Below are 19731 nucleotides of genomic sequence, written 5' to 3'. Positions count from 1 at the left end.
TCTCCCGCCGGGGAGAGGGTATCAACAGATTACGGCTGCAACGCATTCCCGACACGTTTATCCTTCAGGAACACCACCATCAGGGCAACCCACAGCACGCCGTTGGCGAGGTTAAACAGGCTGAACAATCCATTGCCACCCAACGCGTAAGCGTGTTTGCTCACCTCGATACCGACGGTAAAAATCAGCATCTGTAACATACCCATCGCGGCAGATACCGTACCTTTACTCATGTCACTGGCAAACAGCGTCAGGCGAACCAGCCCGGCATTTGCCAGACCGATGCCAAAGGCATACAGGCTCAGCCCGGCGGTCATCCACAGGTAAGCGTGTGATGACGCCACGGTAGCCACCGCCGCCACAATCAGCCCGGTTGCAATCGGCCAGCCGCCCATGATAATCAACGAACGCACGGTACGACGCGACGTCAGACGCGCCAGCACCAGGTTACCGATAATCAGCGCGCCAAAAATCGGCACCTGTAGCAGGCCGTACTCATAGCTGCTGAGCTGCTCGCCGCTGATGATAATGACCGGTGACTGCGCAATCCACGCCAGCAATGGCAGGCTGACAAAACCCGTCGCCAGCGCGCCCGCCACAAAACGGACGTTTTTTAGCACTTCTTTGTAATCGCGCCCCAGCTCTTTAAGGGACAGCTTTTCACCCAACCGGGTGGCGGTTTCCGGCATCGCCCGATGCAGGCCAAAGAAGGAGATGGCGGCAAGTGCGGCAAAGAGAATAAACATCCCCTCCCACGGCGCGACATGCACCCATGCAGCCCCCACCAGCGGCCCAAGCAAAGGGGCAATCAGCGCGACGTTCGCCATCAGCGCAGTAATTTTGATGCACACCGCTTCTTCAAAGGATTCCTGAATTGCCGCATAGCCCACAGCACCGATAAAGCACAGGCTCACCCCTTGTAGGAAACGCAGCAGCGTAAATTGTTCGATGTTTTGCGCCAGCAGCGTGGCAAGGCAGGTCACGATAAACCACACCACGCCCGTCAGCATCACCGGACGACGGCCAATACGATCTGACAGCGGGCCTAACAGCCACTGTAAAAACATGCCGCCAGCCAGATAGGCGGTCATGGAGGTCGGTACCCACTCAATACCAGCGTTGTACTGTTCGACAACAGCCAACATGCCCGGCTGGATCATATCGTTGCCGATGTAGGTTGAGAATTCGTAGAGCACCAGACACAGAGGGAAAAGTAACGCCTGACGCCCCAGACGATTACCGGAAGAAGAACGGTTTAACATGCAGTCTCTTTATGATGAAAAAATCGCGGTGAGTGTAATGAAATGCTGCTTCCTGAGATAGTCATTTATCGAGGAGAAACAGAAATAAAGCACTTATATCCTGAATAATTCAGATTGCATAAAGGCGGCGAGGCACAGGCAACCTGGAGTAGCGCGAGTATATCGTCGTTGTTTAAGGTTTCCTTAAGTTGACACTAATATGATAACCACATTTCACGTCACTGACCTTAATTATGGCACAAACCTCCAGCCGTTCAGAATTATCTAAGTTACCGACAAATAAGACAAAACGACTTTACCGTTTGCCGGGCCGCTTTTATGGTTATCAGCTTTTCGTGCTGATAGTTCTTGCTGTTTTGTTTACCTGGCTATCTCGCGATGAAACGCTCGACAGATGGATCACAGGCTTTTGGTATGACGCCGCAGCGCAGCGCTTCCCGTTGCAGCAAAACCCGCTGCTGGATTTATTAAATCACCGGCTGGCGAAGTACATCGCCATTGCTTTAGGCGCGGTGGCATTGTTCTACGGCGCGTACAAGCGTAACGCGAGGCTGGTTACCGCCGCGCTGTTGATGGGGCTTGGCGCGCTGGTTGTTGGCGTGCTGAAAAGCGTAAGCCATCACAGCTGTCCGTGGGATCTGGTGGAATATGGCGGTAAGGCTGTCTCTTACCCCCTGTTCAGCGCTGCCCCGGCAGACAGTGGCCCGGGTCGCTGCTTCCCGGGTGGACATGCCTCCAGCGGCTTTATGGTCATGGGTCTGTTTTTTGCCTTCTGGCGTGAGCGCCCTCGGCTGGCATGGAGCTTCGTTGTGCTGGGCGTTGTGTTAGGCCTGGCAATGGGTTACGGCCAGGTTATGCGCGGGGCGCATTTCTTCTCTCACAACCTGTGGGCTGGGTGGTGGGTCTGGTTTTCTCAGGTGGCGGTCTACGGACTTGTTTCCACCCGGTTTGCTAAAGAGTAATGACACTATGTTAGAACATCTGAACTACGGGCTGTTTTATCTGATCAACGCCACGCCGGCTTCCCCGGAGTGGTCTATCGATATCGCCACCTTTTTTGCAAAGGATCTGATTAGCATTGTTCCACTTCTTGCCGCGATCCTCTGGCTGTGGGGCCCGCGCAGCCAGGTCAACTCCCAGCGTCAGCTGGTGATTAAAGTTGCCATGGCGCTTGCGGTGAGCGTGCTGGCAAGCTTTGTACTGGGGCATATTTTTCCTCACGATCGTCCTTTCGTTGATCATGTGGGTTATACCTTCCTGCACCACGCACCGGATGACTCCTTCCCAAGCGATCACGGGACGGTGATCTTTACCTTCGCGCTGGCGTTCCTGTTCTGGCACCGCGTCTGGTCTGGCGCATTGCTGATGGTTGTTGCCGTCGCTATCGCCTGGTCGCGCATCTATCTTGGCGTGCACTGGCCGCTGGATATGGTGGGCGGTTTCCTCGTCGGATTGATTGGCTGCGTGAGCGCGGCGATCCTGTGGAGTCTGTTTGGTCAGGCGCTTTACAACGGGCTGTCGCAGCTTTATCGCACGCTCTTTGCTATCCTAATCCGCAAGGGTTGGGTGCGTGACTAACCCCAGTCCAACAGGTTACACTTGAGCCCCCGCAATGCGGGGGCTCACTTTTTTACCCCGAGGAACTATGGAAACACGTCGCGATGACCGTATTGCTCAGCTGCTTCAGGCGCTGAAGCGCAGTGATAAGCTGCATCTCAAGGAAGCCGCAAACCTGCTTGGCGTTTCTGAGATGACCATTCGTCGTGACCTGAACAGCGACAGCGCACCCGTTGTGCTGCTGGGCGGGTATATTGTTCTTGAGCCCCGCAGCGCCAGCCATTATCTGATAAGCGACCAGAAGACCCGTCTGGTCGAAGAAAAGCGCAAAGCCGCACGTCAGGCCGCCTCACTGGTACAACCGCATCAGACGTTATTCTTTGATTGCGGGACAACAACCCCGTGGATAATCGAAGCCATCGACAGCAGTCTGCCTTTTACCGCCGTTTGCTATTCGCTGAATACCTTTCTTGCCTTGCAGGAAAAGCCCGAGTGTCGGGTGATTCTCTGCGGCGGTGAGTTCCACGCCAGCAATGCTATCTTCAAGCCGCTTAACCTCCAGGACACGCTCAGCAACCTGTGCCCGGATATCGCCTTTTATTCCGCGGCCGGGGTCAATGTGCAGCAGGGGGCAACCTGTTTTAACCTGGAAGAGCTGCCGGTGAAGCACTGGGCGTTAAACGCAGCGCAGTATCATGTCCTGGTGGTTGATCACAGTAAGTTTGGCAAGGTCCGTTCAGCGCGAATGGCCGAGCTGGCACGCTTTGACGCGATCGCAAGCGATTGTCGCCCGGATGATGGGCTGGTCGCCCATGCGAAGGCACAGCAGATTAGGTTGATGTATTAGCCCTCTCCCACAGCGAAAGGGCTAAAAGTGTTGGCCGGGTAAGGCGAAGCCGCCACCCGGCAAAAAAAATCAGAACCAGCTACCAAACCAGCCGTGGAATTTCATCATTACAAAGTCCCACATCCGGCTAAAGAACCCGCCCTCTTCCACCGCTTCCATCACAATCAGCGGACGCTGTTCAATCGATTTGCCATTAAGCTGGAAATCAATCGTCCCGACCACCTGACCTTTTTTCAGCGGTGCAGTGAGCTGGCTGTCGGTCAGGGTATAGCTGGCTTTCAGGTTTTTCAGCTGACCGCGCGGAATGGTGACCGAGCCACCTTCGCCTGCGCCAAGGTTGACCTCGCTCTTGTCACCAAACCAGACGCGCTGGCTAATGAAGGTGGCATCAGGCTTGATCGGCGTGACGGTTTCGAAGAAACGGAAGCCCCAGGTCAGCAGTTTTTCCGATTCGTTAAAGCGAATACGGTCGGTTTTGGTGCCCAGCACCACTGAAATCAGGCGCATATCGCCCTGAGTTGCAGAAGCAACAAGGTTGTAACCCGCGCCTGCCGTTGTCCCGGTCTTCATGCCATCAACGTTCACGTTGCTGCTCCACAGCAGGCGGTTGCGGTTCGGCTGGCGGATCTTATTGAAGGTAAACTCTTTTTCTTTGTGGATGGCGTATTCGTCCGGCACGTCGTGAATAAGCGCCTTCCCTAACAACGCCATGTCGCGCGCGGTACTGAACTGGCCCGGTGCATCAAGGCCGTGCACGGTTTTAAAGCTGGTATTGCTCAGCCCGAGCTTCTGGGCATAGCCGTTCATCAGGCCGATGAAGGAGTCCTGACTGCCCGCAACATAATCCGCCAGGGCAATACAGGCATCGTTACCTGACTGAATAATCACCCCTTTATTTAAATCTGAGACAGAAACCTGATCGCCAGGCTTGAGGAACATTACCGAAGAGCCGCGCAGTGCGGGGTTACCAGTCGCCCAGGCATCTTTCCCGATGGTAACCATATCTTCCAGTTTGATCTTGCCGGCCTTTAACGCCTGGCCGACCACGTAGCTGGTCATGATTTTGGTCAGGCTGGCCGGGTCAAGCTGCTCATCGGCATTGCCTTCCGCCAGCACTTTGCCGCTGGCGTAATCCATTAAGATCCAGGCACGCGCATCAACCGGCGGGGCTTCAGGAGCCGCCTGTTCAGCTGCATAGAGTGTCGGTGCAAAAAGAAAAAGAAGCGCAGAGCCTGCCGCCAGGCTGCGCAGAGAAGAAGTTTTTTGCGTCATAAATGCCACCCGAGTGTCCATTCAAAAAATTACGTCACATCACCGTGTCGCAAGAAGCGATGAGTAATAGCGCACTAAATCTGTTAAAGAAACCTAAACCAGGTAAAGTTTTTAAAGTTTATGCAATAACATCCGGATACGCTTTGATCAGCGCGATTTTTTTGTCTTCTGTTGCGTAATTGTTAGGTTTATCTCACCATGTCGAATTGCTGGCTCTGATTCACATCTCAAGGTTGTTTGACTATTTCGGGAGTTAATATGATTACGCTGTGGGGCAGGAACAACTCAACCAACGTTAAGAAAGTCCTCTGGACGCTGGAAGAGCTGGATTTACCGTTTAAGCAGATTATGGCGGGTTTGCAGTATGGGGTGAACAAAGAGGCCGAATACCTGGCCATGAACCCGAACGGCCTGGTGCCACTGCTGCGTGATGATGAAACGGACATTACGCTCTGGGAATCTAACACCATCGTGCGTTACCTTGCCGCGCAGTATGGTCAGAGCCGCCTGTGGGTGGAAAGCCCGGCAAAACGCGCCCAGGGTGAAAAATGGATGGACTGGGCGAACCAGACGCTCTCTCCAACTCACCGGGTTATCCTGATGGGGCTTATCAGAACTCCGGAAGCAGAGCGTGACTACCCGGCCATTCACGCCGCGCAGGATGCCTGCGAAACGCTGTTTGCGTTAATGGACGATGAACTGGCGAAACATAAATGGTTCTCGGGCGACGCGTTTGGCGTGGGCGATATTGCCGTCGCGCCATTTGTCTGGAATCTGACCAACATGGGGCTGAAGTGGACGCCACGTCCTCACCTTGAACGCTGGATCAAACAGCTCAGCGAGCGCCCGGCCTACCAACATGCGGTCATGACGCCTGTTACCTGATTATCCCCCGGACGGGCTGACTTTCAGCAGTTGCCCGTCCGATTCATCCGTCAGGACATACAGCGCCCCGTCTGGCGCCACGCGGACATCGCGAATACGCTGCCCTCTGTCTTCCAGAATGCGGCCATCCTCGGTTACGCTGTTGCCTTTAACGCTCAGTACAATCACTGCCTTTTCCTTCAGCGCCCCAATAAAGAGTTTGTTCTTCCACTGCGGGTGTACATCGCTGTTATAGAACGCCATCCCGCTCACGGCGGGCGAGACTTTCCAGTAAAACAGCGGTAGCTCGGTGCCGTTAACCTGTTCGCCTTTTGCTTCCGGGATCTTCAGGCCGCTGTAGTTGATACCGTATGTCGCCAGCGGCCAGCCGTAGTTTTTGCCTTTTTCCGGGATATTGATTTCATCCCCGCCGCGCGGGCCGTGTTCATTAAGCCACAGCGTATTGCTCCAGGGATTCATCGCCATACCCTGCGGGTTACGAATGCCGTAAGACCAGATTTCAGGCCGCGCACCGGGGGTATTCACAAAAGGGTTATCTGGCGGGACTTTCCCGTCCTGCGTCAGACGCACCACTTTCCCCTGAAGCTTGTCCAGTTCCTGCGCGGTCGGGCGCTGATTGTTTTCGCCAAGGCCAATAAACAGATACCCTTTGCCGTCGAACACCAGCCGTCCACCGAAGTGATTCCCCGTCGAGAGTTTTGGCATCTGGCGGAATACCACCTGGAACCCTTCAATCCGCGATACATCGTCGCTCAGGCGGCCATACCCCACCGCAGTACCGGCTTTCCCGTCGTTGCCCACCTCGGCATAGCTTAGCCAGACTCGCCGCGATTGCGCGAAATCAGGTGCCAGCACCACATCCAGCAAGCCACCCTGCCCGCTCGCCCAGACCTTAGGGACGCCAATAATCGGATCGGAAAGCCCCTTACCCGCCTGCCAGTGCCTGAGCTGGCCGCCACGTAAGGTCACCAGCAGGCCATTGTTGTCGGGTAAAAATGCCAGCGACCAGGGATGATCGAGCCTGTTTTGCAACACCTCGACCTTCACCGCATCGGGCGCAGCAAGCAAAGAAACGGGAAATAACAATGCAGGCAGGAAAATCAGCGAGGATCGATGCATAACGCGCTCCTTTATCAGCAGATGGCATAAAGGTTAGCTACTCAGCCCGCGCGCGTTGTCACTTTTACAAAAGCTTAATCAGATGGGGGAGTTGCCTCCCCCAGGGCTTAGTGCTGTTCGAGCTGGGCGTGCTCGTTCAGGCACATGATGCAAAGAGAGATCGTAGTCAGGCAGTGTTCGAGCTTCTCCGCGTTGACGGCAATAAACGTTGGGCAGTCATGGTGTCCGGTCATCAGACATACCCCTGCGATGGAGAGCACCTCGGCGGCACGTCGCAGAGCCAACAGCTCACTTTCGCCGTACTCCGCCTTCAGGATGGGTGCTTTTTCACGCATGAAGTTGCAAAGTTCAAAGAAATTATCACGCAGATGTTCGCTTTCGCTGACTGACATATACCCTTTCGCCTTCCTCAGTTGCAGGTAAGCCGCAAGATCGATTCGGGCGTTGATCAGCTTGTTCAGCAGATCGCGTTTCAGTCTGTCAACGGACATGCTATTTCCTCCTCTGTCAGCCTTTGTGCACCTTCAGGATAAGTACAATTTTTGTACAATTTACTGGCTCAGATCAATAAAACATAACTGATTAACATCATTTACAATGTTACAACTTCTACCCCGGAAGGCGCGCCAGCCAGGCCTATGCTATTTTTTTAACAGGATCGTTTTGTCTGTGACCATGCGGGCGCTGAGGGGAATATGTCGACAATTCCAGTGTCAGAAAAAATATGTTCATTATCAAAGATTGACCTGAACCTGCTGACCATCTTTTGCTTAATTTATAGTGTGGGAAGTATTTCCAAAGTGGCCGACATGCTGAATATCTCGCCATCGGCGGTGAGCCAGTCACTGAGAAAACTGCGTGAAATGATGGGCGACAACCTGTTTGTCCGCAGCGGGAACATGCTGCTGCCTACGGTCTTTTCCGATGAACTGTACGATAACACTATCTCTATTATCGACCGTCTCTCGACGCTACTGCCCGGCTCGACACCGACGCTCAAAAAGCGCCTGACCCTGTATACCGAATCTTTTATCTCCCCACTGGTGGTGCCTGAATTAACCGAAAAACTGCTGCTGGCCAATTCCGATATCAGCCTGTTACACCGCACAGCCGACCTCAATGAGCAAAAAATAATAGAGCTGCTGAATATGCGCCAGGCAGACGTGGTGTTCTCCACCTTTGCCAATGAAAACAGCACTATTGCCTGTCGCAAAGTGTGCGAAATGAAACTGGTACTGGTCGCCGCGCAGGATAACCCCCGTTATGGCGATACGATCACCGAGGCATTGTTCCGCGATGCCAGTCTGGTGGGGTACAACACGCGCAATGAGAAGATTATTTATTATCGCAGCATCGTGGATAAAAAATTTCGCTCCAGCGACAGGTGTCTGCTGACCACCTCGTTTGCCTCGATTTTAATCCTCATTGCCAGAACCGAATGTCTGGGCATTATCCCTGAGCGGGCCTTCGCCACCTATTCGGAAATGTATAAGCTCAAACGCATCGAAACGCATTTTCCGCTGCCGCAGTTCAGCATCTACTCCTCATACAGAAAGGAGAACAACGCGTTGCTCTCCTCTGTACTGGAAGGGTTGTTGCAATAACCCCTTCCTGAAGGTCGGGGGTTCCATTACCATATTCTAGCCAATAATCAGGCGTCTCTTTCTGTCGCCCATCAATTATATTTTGCATAAGCGACCCTCTTCAGGTATCTGAATAATTGTAGAAATAAACAGGTAAAATGTTATTTAAAATAAAGCTGAGATATTATGCCTGATGTTTTTTAATATGATTTTTGATCGTTGTTTTTAATTCAGACCGAATTCTTCGCTGAGTTAATCCGGTCGCGACAGCGATATAAGGAACGGAGACGCCATGAGAATGAAGCGTTTTGGCCATAGCTAATTTTGACTGAACATCGATATCTTTCATTGAGAACCTCGCAGGTGTTGTTGATGGGGTGAAAGATATCGCCTGGTGACTTTTTAGCCAATTAGCAGCGCTTAAAGCCGGGATAAGTAATTCTAAACAGTGTTTGCCAGTAAAGCAGTTAACCTGCGGCAGGCAAGCCAGGCCACTTCAGCACACAGATCTGTATAAATCCCCCGCGGAACGCTGTAAAATCCCGCCCTGATAACTCCATAATTGATGAATTTTTAACCTATGAGCAATGTTACGCACCAGCCGAAAATCGGCTTCGTCTCCCTGGGCTGCCCGAAAAACCTGGTGGATTCTGAACGTATCCTGACCGAACTTCGCACCGAGGGCTATGACGTGGTGCCAAGCTACGACAACGCCGACATGGTGATCGTAAACACCTGCGGTTTCATCGACAGCGCGGTTCAGGAGTCTCTGGAAGCCATCGGTGAAGCCCTGACTGAAAACGGCAAAGTGATTGTGACCGGCTGCCTGGGCGCCAAAGTGGATCAAATCCGCGAAGTGCACCCGAAAGTGCTGGAGATCACCGGCCCGCACAGCTACGAACAAGTGCTGGAGCACGTGCACCACTATGTGCCAAAACCAAAGCACAACCCGTTCCTGAGTCTGGTGCCAGAGCAGGGTGTAAAACTGACTCCGCGCCACTATGCGTACCTGAAAATTTCTGAAGGCTGCAACCATCGTTGCACCTTCTGCATCATTCCGTCCATGCGTGGCGACCTGGTGAGCCGCCCAATTGGCGAAGTGCTGGCAGAAGCCAAGCGTCTGGCCGATGCTGGCGTGAAAGAGTTGCTGGTGATCTCTCAGGATACTTCTGCTTACGGCGTTGACGTGAAGCACCGTTCCGGCTTCCACAACGGCGAGCCGGTGAAAACCAGCATGGTTGGCCTGTGCGAGCAGCTTTCTAAACTGGGTATCTGGACGCGTCTGCACTACGTCTACCCTTACCCGCACGTTGATGACGTGATCCCACTGATGGCTGAAGGCAAGATCCTGCCATACCTGGATATCCCGCTTCAGCACGCCAGCCCGCGTATTCTTAAGCTGATGAAACGCCCAGGCTCTGTTGATCGCCAGCTGGCGCGCATCAAACAGTGGCGTGAAATCTGCCCGGACCTGACCCTGCGTTCAACCTTTATCGTTGGCTTCCCGGGTGAAACGGAAGAAGATTTCCAGATGCTGCTCGACTTCCTGAAAGAAGCGCGTCTGGACCGCGTAGGCTGCTTCAAATACAGCCCGGTAGAAGGCGCGACGGCAAACGAACTGGCCGATCAGGTGCCGGAAGAGGTGAAAGAAGAGCGCTGGAACCGCTTTATGCAGCTGCAACAGCAGATCTCTGCTGAACGCTTGCAGGAAAAAGTGGGTCGCGAAGTTCTGGTCATTATCGATGAAGTTGACGAAGAAGGTGCTATCGGCCGCAGTATGGCAGACGCCCCGGAAATCGACGGCGCGGTATACCTGAACGGTGAAACCAACGTGAAACCGGGTGATATCGTACGTGTGAAAGTCGAAAACGCGGACGAGTATGATCTGTGGGGTAGCCGGGTTTAATCTCCCGACTCCTGTTTTGTAGGCCGGGTAAGGCGTCGCCGCCACCCGGCACATTTTACTGCACTACCCTTTTATCCGTGGATCCAGCGCATCGCGCAACCCATCACCCAGCAGGTTAAACGCCAGCACGGTCAGGAAAATCGCCAGACTCGGGAATATCGCCACATGCGGCGCTATCACCATATCCGCTCTTGCCTCGTTGAGCATTGCACCCCACTCCGGTGTTGGAGGCTGAGCCCCTAACCCCAGAAACGACAGGCTCGCCGCAGAGATAATCGACACCCCGATACGCATCGTGAAATAGACCACGATGGAGGACACCGTACCCGGCAGAATATGGCTGAACAGAATGGTGGTATCGCTGGCCCCCATACTGCGCGCCGATTCGATAAAGGTCTGTTGCTTAAGCACCAGCGTATTTCCGCGTACCAGGCGGGCAAACGCGGGAATAGAAAAAACCGCGACGGCGATAATCACGTTCGCCATGCCGCTGCCCATAATCGCCACGACGGCGATGGCCAGCAGGATGCCAGGAAACGCGAATAACACATCGCAAATGCGCATGATGATTCTGTCCCACCAGCCTTCGTAGTACCCCGCCAGCAGGCCGAACACCGTGCCTATGGCTGCGCCGATCAACACGGCAAACACCCCGGCCGCCAGTGAGATACGCGTGCCCACCAGTACGCGGCTAAAAATATCACGCCCGAGCGAATCTACCCCAAACCAGTGCAGCATCGAGGGGCCGTCATTCAGGCGGTCGTAATCAAAGTAGTTTTCCGCATCAAAGGGGGCTATCCACGGGGCGAGGATCGCCACCACTATCAGCAGCAGCACAAACAACCCTGCCGTCATGGCAACCGGCTGGCGGCGAAATCGCCGCCAGAATTCCAGCCACGGGGTTCTGATATGGTCCGGCTTTAACCCCGGCATGGCGTTCAAAACGGCCTGACGACGCCAGTTTAACAATCGCATCTTACTTATACCTGATAGCCGGGTTAATGGCGGCGTAGAGCACATCCACCACTAAGTTGATAAGAATAAACTCCAGCGAAAACAGCAGCACTTCGGCCTGAATAACCGGGTAATCACGCATGTCGACGGAATCAACCAATAAGCGCCCTAGCCCTGGCCAGTTGAACACCTTTTCCACCACAATCGAGCCGCCCAGCAAAAAGCCGAACTGAAGCCCCATCATCGTGACCACCGGGATCATCGCATTGCGAAAACCATGCTTGAGGATGACCCACTTCTCGCTCACCCCTTTCGCCCGCGCGGTGCGGATATAGTCTTCGCTCAGCACATCGACAAACGACGCGCGCGTAAACCGCGCCATCACCGCCGCCACGGCTGCCCCCAGCGTGAGCGATGGCAGAATGTAGTGTTTCCAGGTGTCTGCCCCTACGGTCGGCAGCCAGCCAAGCTCAACGGAGAAAACCTGCATCAGCAGCATCCCAAGCGCAAACGCCGGGAAGGAGATACCGGTCACGGCCAGCGCCATGCCCAGTTTGTCCGGCCAGCGGTTGCGCCAGACGGCCGCGACAATCCCGGCCACCAGGCCAAACAGCACCGCCCAGGTCATGCTGGCGATAGTGAGCCAGAACGTTGGCATAAAGCGGCTGGCAATCTCTTCTGCTACCGGGCGGCGCGATACCATCGACATGCCAAAATCGCCCTGCAACACGTTGCCAATATAGTGCAGGAACTGCTTATACAACGGCTGATCGAGCCCCAGCTGTTTGCGGACCAGCTCAATCACTGACGCATCCGCTTCTGGCCCGGCGATTAACCGCGCGGGATCACCCGGCAGCATATGGACGAACAAAAACACCAGCACCGCCACAATCAGCAGCGTCGGGATAAGCCCCAGCAGGCGTTTAAAAACATAATTCAACATGCCTTTCCCTCTCATCCCACAGGCCGTCGCCTGCGGGAATGAGTCTTTTATTTCAAATCAGCGTCATCAAAACTAAAGCCCGTATCCGGCATGATGTAGAACCCGCTCAGCGCTTTGTTATGCGCCGAAACCAGTTTTTCCACCACCAGCGGTACCCACGGAGACTCTTTCCAGATAACGTCCTGCGCATCTTTATAGAGACGTGCCTTCTCTTCCGGTTTTGTGGTTTTCAGGGCATCCGCCAGGTCTTTGTCCACCTGCGGATTACTGTAGAACGCGGTGTTAAACAGCGTTGGCGGCCAGTTCTGGGAGGCAAACAGCGGCGATAACGCCCAGTCTGCTTCGCCGGTCGAAGCCGTCCAGCCGGTGTAGAACATTCTTACGCCGCTCTCTTTCTGCCCTTTACCTTCCACTTCGGCGGCACGCTGTCCGGCATCCATCGCCGTGACCTGCGCTTTGATCCCCACCTGCGCCAGCTGCTGCTGGGTGAACTGCAACACTTTTTGCGCGGTACTGTGATTATGCGATGACCACAGCGTAGTGCTGAAGCCATTCGGGTAACCCGCTTCTTTCAGCAGCTCGCGCGCTTTGGCCGGATCGTACGGCCACGGCTGATAGCTTTGCGAATAAGCAATGGCTGGCGGCAGCACGCCGGTTGCAGGAGTTGCATAACCGGCAAACGCCACTTTCACCAGCGCCTGGCGGTTAATCGCGTAGTTGATGGCTTCACGCACTTTCGGGTTATCAAACGGTTTTTGCGTGACGTTCATGCTGATGTAGCGCTGCATGATAGACGGGCTGGCCACCAGCTCAAGCTTGCTGTTTTTTGCAAGGATTGCCGCCTGCTCGTAAGGGATTGGGAAGGCAAACTGCGCCTCACCCGTTTGCAGCATCGCCGCACGGGTATTGTTATCAACCACTGGACGCCAGGTAATGGTATCCAGCTTCGGTAAGCCCTTCTGCCAGTAACCGTCGAATTTTTTCACCTTCACAAAATCGGTCTGATTCCAGGTGACCAGTTCGTACGGCCCGGTGCCAACAGGATGGAAGCCAATCTCTTTGCCGTATTTTTTCAGCGCTGCCGGGGAGATCATCGCCGTTGCCGGATGCGCCAGAATATTGATAAACGCGGAGAACGGCTCTTTCAGAGTGATCTTCACCGTCGAAGGATCAACGACCTCGGTGCTGGCGATGGTTTTAAACAAGTTATAGCGTTTGAGGCTATTTTCCGGGTTGCTGGCGCGATCGAGGTTAATCTTGACGGCTTCAGCATTGAAATCGGTGCCATCCTGGAACTTCACGCCGCTTTTAAGCTTAATGGTATACACCAGCCCGTTGTCCGACACGGTGTAGCTTTCGGCCAGCACGTTTTTCAGCTTCATCTCTTTATCGAGGCCAAAAAGGCCCTGATAGAAAGATTTGGCGACCGCCTGCGACAAGGTGTCGTTGGCGTCATACGGATCAAGCGTCGTGAAATTAGAACCAACCGCAACAACCACATCTTTGGCAGCGAACGCGGGGGCTGCGGCCAGGGCTGCCGTCACGCTCGCGGCTAACAGCCATGTACGAGCAACAAATTTAACCATTGTGTTCTCCTGCCTGTTGTAAGTTATAACCGCGAGAATGCATTGTCCTGACGCGGAGGTGCCACAAAATGACCCGGACTGACTTCGCGAAGCGTCACGCGCTCCACCGATTCCCCAGGTTTACGAATATTGCCCGGCATCTCATCCTGCAACAGCACGCGCTGGGCGTGACGATGGGCAGGATCAGCAACCGGTACAGCCGCCATCAGCTTACGGGTATAGGGATGCTGCGGGTTTTCAAATACCGCCTGACGGGGGCCAATCTCAACAATCTGCCCTTGTAACATCACCGCGACCCGGTGGCTGATGCGCTCAACAACGGCCATATCGTGCGAGATAAATAAAAATGCGATGCCCATATCCCGCTGTAGATCGAGCAATAAGTTAATGATTTGCGCGCGAATAGAGACATCCAGCGCCGACACCGATTCATCGGCAATCACCACTTTCGGGTTCAGCGCCAGCGCGCGTGCAATACAGATCCGCTGTCGCTGACCACCGGAAAACTCATGTGGATACCGCCAGGCATGTTCAGGCAGTAATCCAACACGTTCCAGTAACCAGGCCACCCGCCGCTGGGCCGCCTCACCGTCGAGCAGGTTATGCACCCGCAGCGGCTCCATTATCGAATAGCCAACGGTATGACGCGGGTCGAGCGAGGCGTAGGGATCCTGGAAAATAAACTGAATATCCCGACGCAGCGGCTGGAGCTTGCTGGAAGGCAAAGTATCAATACGTTCCCCGTTAAAGGTGATACTCCCTTCCTGAGACGCCACCAGCCGCAACAGCGCCCGCCCGGTGGTGGATTTACCGCAGCCCGACTCCCCGACCAGCGCCAGCGTTTCACCTGGCCAGAGATCAAAACTGACGTTCTCTACAGCATGAACTTCCCGCTTCACGCGATTAAACAACCCGCTGCGCAGCGGGAAGCGGGTCACAAGATTGCGTACCTGCAAAACAGGCTGACCCGGCACAACCGTGTCCTGTTCTGTTTCAGCTTCCTGTCGCCCGGTATCACCCGGCGAAATCAGCGGAAAACGCCGCGGTAACGCGCTGCCGTTCATTGCGCCCAGACGTGGTACGGCAGCCAGTAAGGCTTTGGTATAGGGATGTTCCGGGGCATGGAATATCTGCTCAACACTGCCCATTTCAACGGCAATGCCCTGGTGCATCACCAGCACACGATCGGCGACATCCGCCACAACGCCCATGTCATGGGTGATAAAAATGACCCCCATCTCCATTTCCTGTTGCAGCACTTTAATCAGTTGCAGGATCTGGGCCTGAATAGTCACATCCAGCGCGGTGGTCGGTTCGTCGGCAATCAGCACCGCCGGTCGACATGACAGCGCCATCGCAATCATCACGCGCTGGCGCATCCCGCCAGAAAGCTGATGTGGATAGCGCGACAAAATGGCCTGTGCCTCCGGAATACGCACTTGCTCCAGCATCCGTTTGGCTTCAGCCAGCGCTTCATCGCCGCTTAAACCCTGATGGAGGCGGATAGACTCGGCAATCTGCTCACCTACCGGGAAAACCGGGTTCAGAGAGGTCATCGGCTCCTGGAAAATCATCGCAATATCCGCGCCGCGAACTCCCTGCATTTGCGATGAACTCAGTTCGGTTAAATCAATAACCTGGCGATTGCGACGACGCAGCAGCATCGTGTCGCACTCTACCTTTCCCCCCGACTGTTCGAGCAGACGCATTAATGACAGCGCCGTGACTGACTTACCCGAACCGGATTCACCCACAATTGCCAGCGTTTCGCCGCGGTTAAGCGAAAACGACAGATTTTTTACTGCGGGGACGAACTGCCGCTCTTCCTGAAACGCAATATTCAGTTGTTGAACCGACAGAACCTCACGGCTGTCCAGCTTTTCACTGTGCGGCACGCATAACCCCCTTATTCACGATAAATCCCCGTACTGGGCGCATCTCCGGCATAGCCCCAGGCGCGGTACATACCTTCGCTGTTGAATGGCAACGCTACGTTCCCCTCATGATCCACAGCGATTAACCCGCCCACACCGCCCAGCGCCGGGAGTTTTTCCATTACCACACGCTCGCAGGCTTCCGCCAGGCTTAAGCCGCCGTAATCCATCAGCGCGGTAATGTCATACGCTGCCAGTGCGCGAATAAATACTTCACCGGTTCCGGTACAGGAGACCGCCGCCGTGGCGTTATTGGCATAGCATCCCGCACCAGGCAGTGGGCTGTCGCCGACCCGCCCTGGCAGCTTGTTGGTCATGCCACCGGTAGACGTTGCAGCGGCAAGATTGCCAGCTTTATCCAGCGCAACCGCCCCCACCGTACCCATTTTGCTTTTCTCATCCAGCGGTGCGGTATGGTCAAGCTGTGTAATCCCCTCTGAACGGGCATCCAGCAACTGCTGGTAGCGCTCCGGGGTCGAAAACAGGTCAGGCGATACCGATTCCATCCCGTGCGCGACGGCAAATTGTTCCGCCCCTGCGCCTGTCAGCAGGACATGAGGACTATTTTCCATGACCAGACGCGCCGCCAGAACAGGGTTACGCAGATGGCTTACCCCGGCAACCGCGCCGGCTTTAAGGGTGATGCCGTCCATCACACAGGCGTCCAGCTCGTGCGTTTCGTCGCGGGTAAAGACCGAACCAATCCCGGCATTAAACAGCGGACACTCCTCCAGCAGACGAACGGCTTCAGTCACGACATCCAGCGCACTCTCGCCCGCTTCCAGCATTCGCTGCCCTGTTTCCACAATATTATAAAGCGCGTCGATATAACGCTTTTCCTGCTCGGGACTGAGCTGCGCACGGGTGATTGCCCCAGCGCCGCCATGAATTGCGATTACCGCATTAACCATTTCGCATCACCCATCCGCCTGACCAGCGGCTTTTTCTATAAATATCATTATCGTTGCTGATTCTTCAGATAATTTTTGAATATAGAAAGACGCCACGGTGATGTAAAGGGTACACCCATCGGGTCATACAGTTAGTGGCACTTTTCTGCCATAATGAGCGCTTTCGTTGTTACTCCGCAGGAGCCACCCATGGATTTTACCGCCGGACTGATGCCGCTCGACACGGCACTGACCCAGATGCTCGACCGCATTTCCCCGCTGCAAGACCACGAAACGCTGCCCTTAGTACGCTGTTTCGGGCGCATTGCGGCGCGTGATATCGTTTCTCCGCTCAATGTGCCGGGATTCGATAACTCCGCGATGGACGGTTACGCAGTACGCCTGGCGGATATCCAGACGGGCCTGGCGCTCCCGGTGGCGGGCAAAGCCTTTGCGGGACAGCCGTTTAACGGTGAATGGCCTGCCGGTAGCTGCATCCGGATCATGACAGGTGCACCAGTGCCAGCCGGTTGCGATGCCGTGGTGATGCAGGAAGAGACAGAACAAACCGACGATGGCGTGCGTTTTACCGCCAGCGTCAAGGCAGGCCAGAACATCCGCCGCACGGGTGAAGATATTACGCTTGGCGCGACCGTATTCAGCGCCGGGCAAAAACTGACGGTAGCAGAGCTGCCGGTGCTGGCGTCTCTGGGTATCGCCGATATCGACGTCATCCGTCGCGTGCGCGTTGCGGTTTTCTCTACCGGCGATGAGCTGCAACTGCCGGGTCAGCCGCTGCAAGAGGGGCAGATTTACGACACCAACCGCCTGGCGGTGCACCTGATGCTGGAACAGCTTGGGTGTGAAGTGGTCAACCTGGGCATTATTCCTGACGATCCCGAACAACTGCGTGCCGCTTTTATTGAAGCAGATAAATGCGCGGATGTGGTGATAAGTTCCGGCGGTGTGTCTGTTGGTGAAGCGGATTACACCAAAACCATTCTTGAAGAGCTGGGTGAAATCGGCTTCTGGAAACTGGCCATCAAACCGGGTAAACCGTTCGCCTTTGGCAAGCTGGAGCACAGCTGGTTTTGCGGCCTGCCGGGCAACCCGGTATCCGCCGCCCTGACCTTCTATCAGCTGGTGCAGCCATTGCTGGCAAAACTGTCTGGCAATAACGCCAGCCCGCTTCCGCAACGCCTGCGCGTTCGGGCGGCGACCCGTCTGAAGAAATCACCGGGTCGTCTTGATTTCCAGCGCGGTATTCTGGCGCGCAACGCCGATGGCGAGCTGGAAGTGAGCACCACGGGGCATCAGGGTTCACATATTTTCAGCTCATTCAGCCAGGGCAACTGCTTTATCGTGCTCGAGCGCGAACGCGGCCATGTGGAAGCAGGCGAATGGGTTGAGGTGGAAACCTTTAACCACCTGTTCGGGGGGTAATCATGACGGTGGAACTGAGCGATCGGGAGATGCTGCGCTATAACCGCCAGATTGTGCTGCGCGGTTTTGACTTCGACGGCCAGGAAGCGCTTAAAGCCGCCAGTGTGCTGGTGGTGGGTCTGGGTGGCCTTGGCTGTGCCGCCGCGCAGTACCTGACTGCGGCAGGCGTCGGCAACATGACGCTGCTGGATTTTGACACCGTGTCGCTGTCGAATCTGCAACGCCAGACGCTGCACAGCGATGCCACGCTCGGCGAAGCCAAAGTCGAGTCAGCAAAAACGGCACTGACGCGCATCAATCCTCACGTTCAGTTCACCCTTATTAACGCCATGCTGGATGAAGACGCGCTGTTCGCGCAAATCGCCCGGCATGACCTGGTGCTGGACTGCACCGATAACGTGGCTATCCGTAATCAGCTCAATGCAGGTTGTTTTGCCCATAAAACGCCGCTGGTTTCCGGGGCAGCAATCCGTATGGAAGGGCAAATCAGCGTATTCACTTACGCCGAAGGCGAGCCCTGCTACCGCTGCCTGAGCCGCTTGTTTGGTGAGAATGCGCTGACCTGTGTTGAGGCGGGAGTGATGGCTCCGTTAGTGGGGGTGATTGGCTCTATGCAGGCGATGGAAGCCATCAAGGTGCTGACCCGTTACGGCACCCCTGCGGCAGGCAAAATCGTGATGTATGACGCGATGACCTGCCAGTTCCGCGAGATGAAGCTGATGCGTAATCCGGGGTGTGAGGTTTGCGGAGGTTAAAGCAAACGGCAACCTTCAGGTTGCCGTTTTAATGTTTGCTCCCTCTCCCTGTGGGAGAGGGTTGGGGTGAGGGCATCAGGCCGCACCCATCAGATAGACGTCCGTCCAAACGCCCCCTGCCAGTCCTGCTCAAACTTCACAATCGCCGCATCCACTGCCGGTGAGGTAATAAACTGCTGCGCCACATCCAGTGGCAGCGTAATTGACTCACAGCCCGCCAGCAGGCAATCCAGGGCCTGACGCGGCGTTTTGAAACTGGCGGCCAGCACTTTGGACTCCGGAGCATGAAGCGACAGCAACTGCTGCAATTCCACAACGGTCTGGATACCGTCACCGCCCTGCGCATCCACACGGTTAACGTATGGTGCAACATACTCAGCGCCTGCCAGCGCGGACAACATCCCCTGCGCGGCACCGTATACCGCCGTGCCAAGCGTTGGAATACCTTCAGCTTTAAGCATTTTGATTGCAGCCAGCCCTTCTGCCGTCACCGGCACTTTCACCACCAGGTCATTGATAATGGCACGGAGCTTACGCGCATCTTCCACCATGCCTTCTGCAGTGGTCGCCATCACCTGTGCAAACAGGCGACCTTTGCCGCCCAGCGCGTCGTGCAGCTCGGGCAGTAAAACATCCAGCGGTGTTTTACCTGCCGCAACAATGCTCGGGTTGGTGGTTACACCAGCCAGCGGGAAGATGCGGGCCAGTTTTTTGACTGCCGCAACGTCGGATGTGTCGAGATAAAGTTCCATGATGTAACCCTCAAAATTAGCCTGCATTTACCCTACCACGGCA

The 19731-nt window shown here is 55.1% G+C and carries 19 protein-coding genes; 8 read left to right on the top strand and 11 right to left on the bottom strand.

The window, feature by feature from the left end:
• Window positions 1-29: 29 nt before the first annotated feature.
• Window positions 30-1262 carry an MFS transporter gene (locus N1249_RS06980; protein WP_259835981.1) on the bottom strand — a complete coding sequence of 411 codons (1233 nt, stop codon included), beginning with the start codon at window positions 1260-1262 and terminating at the stop codon, window positions 30-32.
• A 233-nt stretch (window positions 1263-1495) separates the two neighbouring features.
• Here N1249_RS06980 and N1249_RS06975 point away from each other — a divergent pair, with 233 nt between their 5' ends.
• From N1249_RS06975 to deoR, 3 genes are all read left to right on the top strand, one after another.
• The gene (locus N1249_RS06975) at window positions 1496-2224 is read left to right on the top strand and encodes a phosphatase PAP2 family protein (RefSeq protein ID WP_259835979.1); all 729 of its coding nucleotides are present in this window, start codon (window positions 1496-1498) and stop codon (window positions 2222-2224) included.
• A gap of 7 nt (window positions 2225-2231) precedes the next feature.
• A complete protein-coding gene (gene ybjG, locus N1249_RS06970; RefSeq protein WP_259835977.1) occupies window positions 2232-2840 on the top strand; it encodes an undecaprenyl-diphosphate phosphatase in 609 nt (202 codons plus the stop codon).
• Between the two features lie 67 nt (window positions 2841-2907).
• Window positions 2908-3666: a DNA-binding transcriptional repressor DeoR gene (gene deoR, locus N1249_RS06965; RefSeq protein WP_259835974.1), complete on the top strand. Its 759-nt coding sequence runs from the start codon at window positions 2908-2910 to the stop codon at window positions 3664-3666.
• A 69-nt stretch (window positions 3667-3735) separates the two neighbouring features.
• On the opposite strand, the gene dacC is transcribed toward deoR, so the two are convergent.
• Window positions 3736-4938, bottom strand: coding sequence for a serine-type D-Ala-D-Ala carboxypeptidase (dacC, locus tag N1249_RS06960; protein ID WP_259835972.1), 1203 nt, complete (start codon window positions 4936-4938; stop codon window positions 3736-3738).
• A 258-nt stretch (window positions 4939-5196) separates the two neighbouring features.
• On the opposite strand from dacC, the gene N1249_RS06955 reads away from it, so the two are divergent.
• Window positions 5197-5823: a glutathione S-transferase family protein gene (locus N1249_RS06955; RefSeq protein WP_259835969.1), complete on the top strand. Its 627-nt coding sequence runs from the start codon at window positions 5197-5199 to the stop codon at window positions 5821-5823.
• On the opposite strand, the gene N1249_RS06950 is transcribed toward N1249_RS06955, so the two are convergent.
• Complete coding sequence (locus N1249_RS06950) at window positions 5824-6942, bottom strand: PQQ-dependent sugar dehydrogenase (protein WP_259835967.1); 1119 nt, start codon at window positions 6940-6942, stop codon at window positions 5824-5826.
• 107 nt (window positions 6943-7049) lie between these two features.
• On the bottom strand, window positions 7050-7433 hold the full coding sequence (gene bssR, locus N1249_RS06945) for a biofilm formation regulator BssR (protein ID WP_259835965.1): 384 nt from the start codon (window positions 7431-7433) through the stop codon (window positions 7050-7052).
• 204 nt (window positions 7434-7637) lie between these two features.
• Here bssR and N1249_RS06940 point away from each other — a divergent pair, with 204 nt between their 5' ends.
• A complete protein-coding gene (locus tag N1249_RS06940) occupies window positions 7638-8546 on the top strand; it encodes a LysR family transcriptional regulator (protein WP_259835962.1) in 909 nt (302 codons plus the stop codon).
• Window positions 8547-8709: 163 nt separating this feature from the next.
• Here the strand turns inward: N1249_RS06940 and N1249_RS06935 are convergent, their stop codons facing one another.
• Window positions 8710-8874: a hypothetical protein gene (locus N1249_RS06935; RefSeq protein ID WP_259835960.1), complete on the bottom strand. Its 165-nt coding sequence runs from the start codon at window positions 8872-8874 to the stop codon at window positions 8710-8712.
• Between the two features lie 231 nt (window positions 8875-9105).
• Here N1249_RS06935 and rimO point away from each other — a divergent pair, with 231 nt between their 5' ends.
• Window positions 9106-10431, top strand: a complete 1326-nt coding sequence (gene rimO, locus N1249_RS06930) for a 30S ribosomal protein S12 methylthiotransferase RimO (RefSeq protein WP_014069489.1) — start codon at window positions 9106-9108, stop codon at window positions 10429-10431.
• 63 nt (window positions 10432-10494) lie between these two features.
• On the opposite strand, the gene gsiD is transcribed toward rimO, so the two are convergent.
• The 5 genes from gsiD to iaaA are packed head-to-tail and all read right to left on the bottom strand — an operon-like array spanning window position 10495 to window position 16759.
• Complete coding sequence (gene gsiD / locus N1249_RS06925; RefSeq protein ID WP_259835957.1) at window positions 10495-11406, bottom strand: glutathione ABC transporter permease GsiD; 912 nt, start codon at window positions 11404-11406, stop codon at window positions 10495-10497.
• 1 nt (window position 11407) lies between these two features.
• On the bottom strand, window positions 11408-12328 hold the full coding sequence (gsiC, locus tag N1249_RS06920) for a glutathione ABC transporter permease GsiC (protein ID WP_259835954.1): 921 nt from the start codon (window positions 12326-12328) through the stop codon (window positions 11408-11410).
• 47 nt (window positions 12329-12375) lie between these two features.
• Window positions 12376-13914, bottom strand: a complete 1539-nt coding sequence (gene gsiB / locus N1249_RS06915; protein WP_259835952.1) for a glutathione ABC transporter substrate-binding protein GsiB — start codon at window positions 13912-13914, stop codon at window positions 12376-12378.
• 23 nt (window positions 13915-13937) lie between these two features.
• Window positions 13938-15809, bottom strand: a complete 1872-nt coding sequence (gsiA, locus tag N1249_RS06910) for a glutathione ABC transporter ATP-binding protein GsiA (protein ID WP_259835949.1) — start codon at window positions 15807-15809, stop codon at window positions 13938-13940.
• Window positions 15810-15820: 11 nt separating this feature from the next.
• A complete protein-coding gene (gene iaaA / locus N1249_RS06905; RefSeq protein ID WP_259835946.1) occupies window positions 15821-16759 on the bottom strand; it encodes a beta-aspartyl-peptidase in 939 nt (312 codons plus the stop codon).
• 189 nt (window positions 16760-16948) lie between these two features.
• Between iaaA and moeA the strand changes: the two genes are divergently transcribed.
• A complete protein-coding gene (gene moeA / locus N1249_RS06900; protein WP_259835943.1) occupies window positions 16949-18181 on the top strand; it encodes a molybdopterin molybdotransferase MoeA in 1233 nt (410 codons plus the stop codon).
• A gap of 2 nt (window positions 18182-18183) precedes the next feature.
• Complete coding sequence (gene moeB, locus N1249_RS06895) at window positions 18184-18936, top strand: molybdopterin-synthase adenylyltransferase MoeB (RefSeq protein WP_259835940.1); 753 nt, start codon at window positions 18184-18186, stop codon at window positions 18934-18936.
• Window positions 18937-19025: 89 nt separating this feature from the next.
• On the opposite strand, the gene fsa is transcribed toward moeB, so the two are convergent.
• Window positions 19026-19688, bottom strand: a complete 663-nt coding sequence (gene fsa / locus N1249_RS06890) for a fructose-6-phosphate aldolase (RefSeq protein ID WP_259835937.1) — start codon at window positions 19686-19688, stop codon at window positions 19026-19028.
• Between the last annotated feature and the right edge of the window lie 43 nt (window positions 19689-19731).

It is taken from the genome of Enterobacter sp. CP102 (assembly GCF_025152625.1).
GTDB classification, from domain to species: Bacteria; Pseudomonadota; Gammaproteobacteria; order Enterobacterales; family Enterobacteriaceae; genus Enterobacter; species Enterobacter soli.
Note: the sequence above shows the minus strand (reverse complement) of the source record. Positions and strands in the feature narration are given on the sequence as shown.

What these genes read in the sequence shown, in the direction of transcription:
- N1249_RS06980 (WP_259835981.1), bottom strand. Translation starts at nt 1,262, where the DNA reads ATGTTAAACCGTTCTTCTTCCGGTAATCGTCTGGGGCGTCAGGCGTTA.
- N1249_RS06975 (WP_259835979.1), top strand. Translation starts at nt 1,496, where the DNA reads ATGGCACAAACCTCCAGCCGTTCAGAATTATCTAAGTTACCGACAAAT.
- ybjG (WP_259835977.1), top strand. Translation starts at nt 2,232, where the DNA reads ATGTTAGAACATCTGAACTACGGGCTGTTTTATCTGATCAACGCCACG.
- deoR (WP_259835974.1), top strand. Translation starts at nt 2,908, where the DNA reads ATGGAAACACGTCGCGATGACCGTATTGCTCAGCTGCTTCAGGCGCTG.
- dacC (WP_259835972.1), bottom strand. Translation starts at nt 4,938, where the DNA reads ATGACGCAAAAAACTTCTTCTCTGCGCAGCCTGGCGGCAGGCTCTGCG.
- N1249_RS06955 (WP_259835969.1), top strand. Translation starts at nt 5,197, where the DNA reads ATGATTACGCTGTGGGGCAGGAACAACTCAACCAACGTTAAGAAAGTC.
- N1249_RS06950 (WP_259835967.1), bottom strand. Translation starts at nt 6,942, where the DNA reads ATGCATCGATCCTCGCTGATTTTCCTGCCTGCATTGTTATTTCCCGTT.
- bssR (WP_259835965.1), bottom strand. Translation starts at nt 7,433, where the DNA reads ATGTCCGTTGACAGACTGAAACGCGATCTGCTGAACAAGCTGATCAAC.
- N1249_RS06940 (WP_259835962.1), top strand. Translation starts at nt 7,638, where the DNA reads ATGTCGACAATTCCAGTGTCAGAAAAAATATGTTCATTATCAAAGATT.
- N1249_RS06935 (WP_259835960.1), bottom strand. Translation starts at nt 8,874, where the DNA reads ATGAAAGATATCGATGTTCAGTCAAAATTAGCTATGGCCAAAACGCTT.
- rimO (WP_014069489.1), top strand. Translation starts at nt 9,106, where the DNA reads ATGAGCAATGTTACGCACCAGCCGAAAATCGGCTTCGTCTCCCTGGGC.
- gsiD (WP_259835957.1), bottom strand. Translation starts at nt 11,406, where the DNA reads ATGCGATTGTTAAACTGGCGTCGTCAGGCCGTTTTGAACGCCATGCCG.
- gsiC (WP_259835954.1), bottom strand. Translation starts at nt 12,328, where the DNA reads ATGTTGAATTATGTTTTTAAACGCCTGCTGGGGCTTATCCCGACGCTG.
- gsiB (WP_259835952.1), bottom strand. Translation starts at nt 13,914, where the DNA reads ATGGTTAAATTTGTTGCTCGTACATGGCTGTTAGCCGCGAGCGTGACG.
- iaaA (WP_259835946.1), bottom strand. Translation starts at nt 16,759, where the DNA reads ATGGTTAATGCGGTAATCGCAATTCATGGCGGCGCTGGGGCAATCACC.
- moeA (WP_259835943.1), top strand. Translation starts at nt 16,949, where the DNA reads ATGGATTTTACCGCCGGACTGATGCCGCTCGACACGGCACTGACCCAG.
- moeB (WP_259835940.1), top strand. Translation starts at nt 18,184, where the DNA reads ATGACGGTGGAACTGAGCGATCGGGAGATGCTGCGCTATAACCGCCAG.
- fsa (WP_259835937.1), bottom strand. Translation starts at nt 19,688, where the DNA reads ATGGAACTTTATCTCGACACATCCGACGTTGCGGCAGTCAAAAAACTG.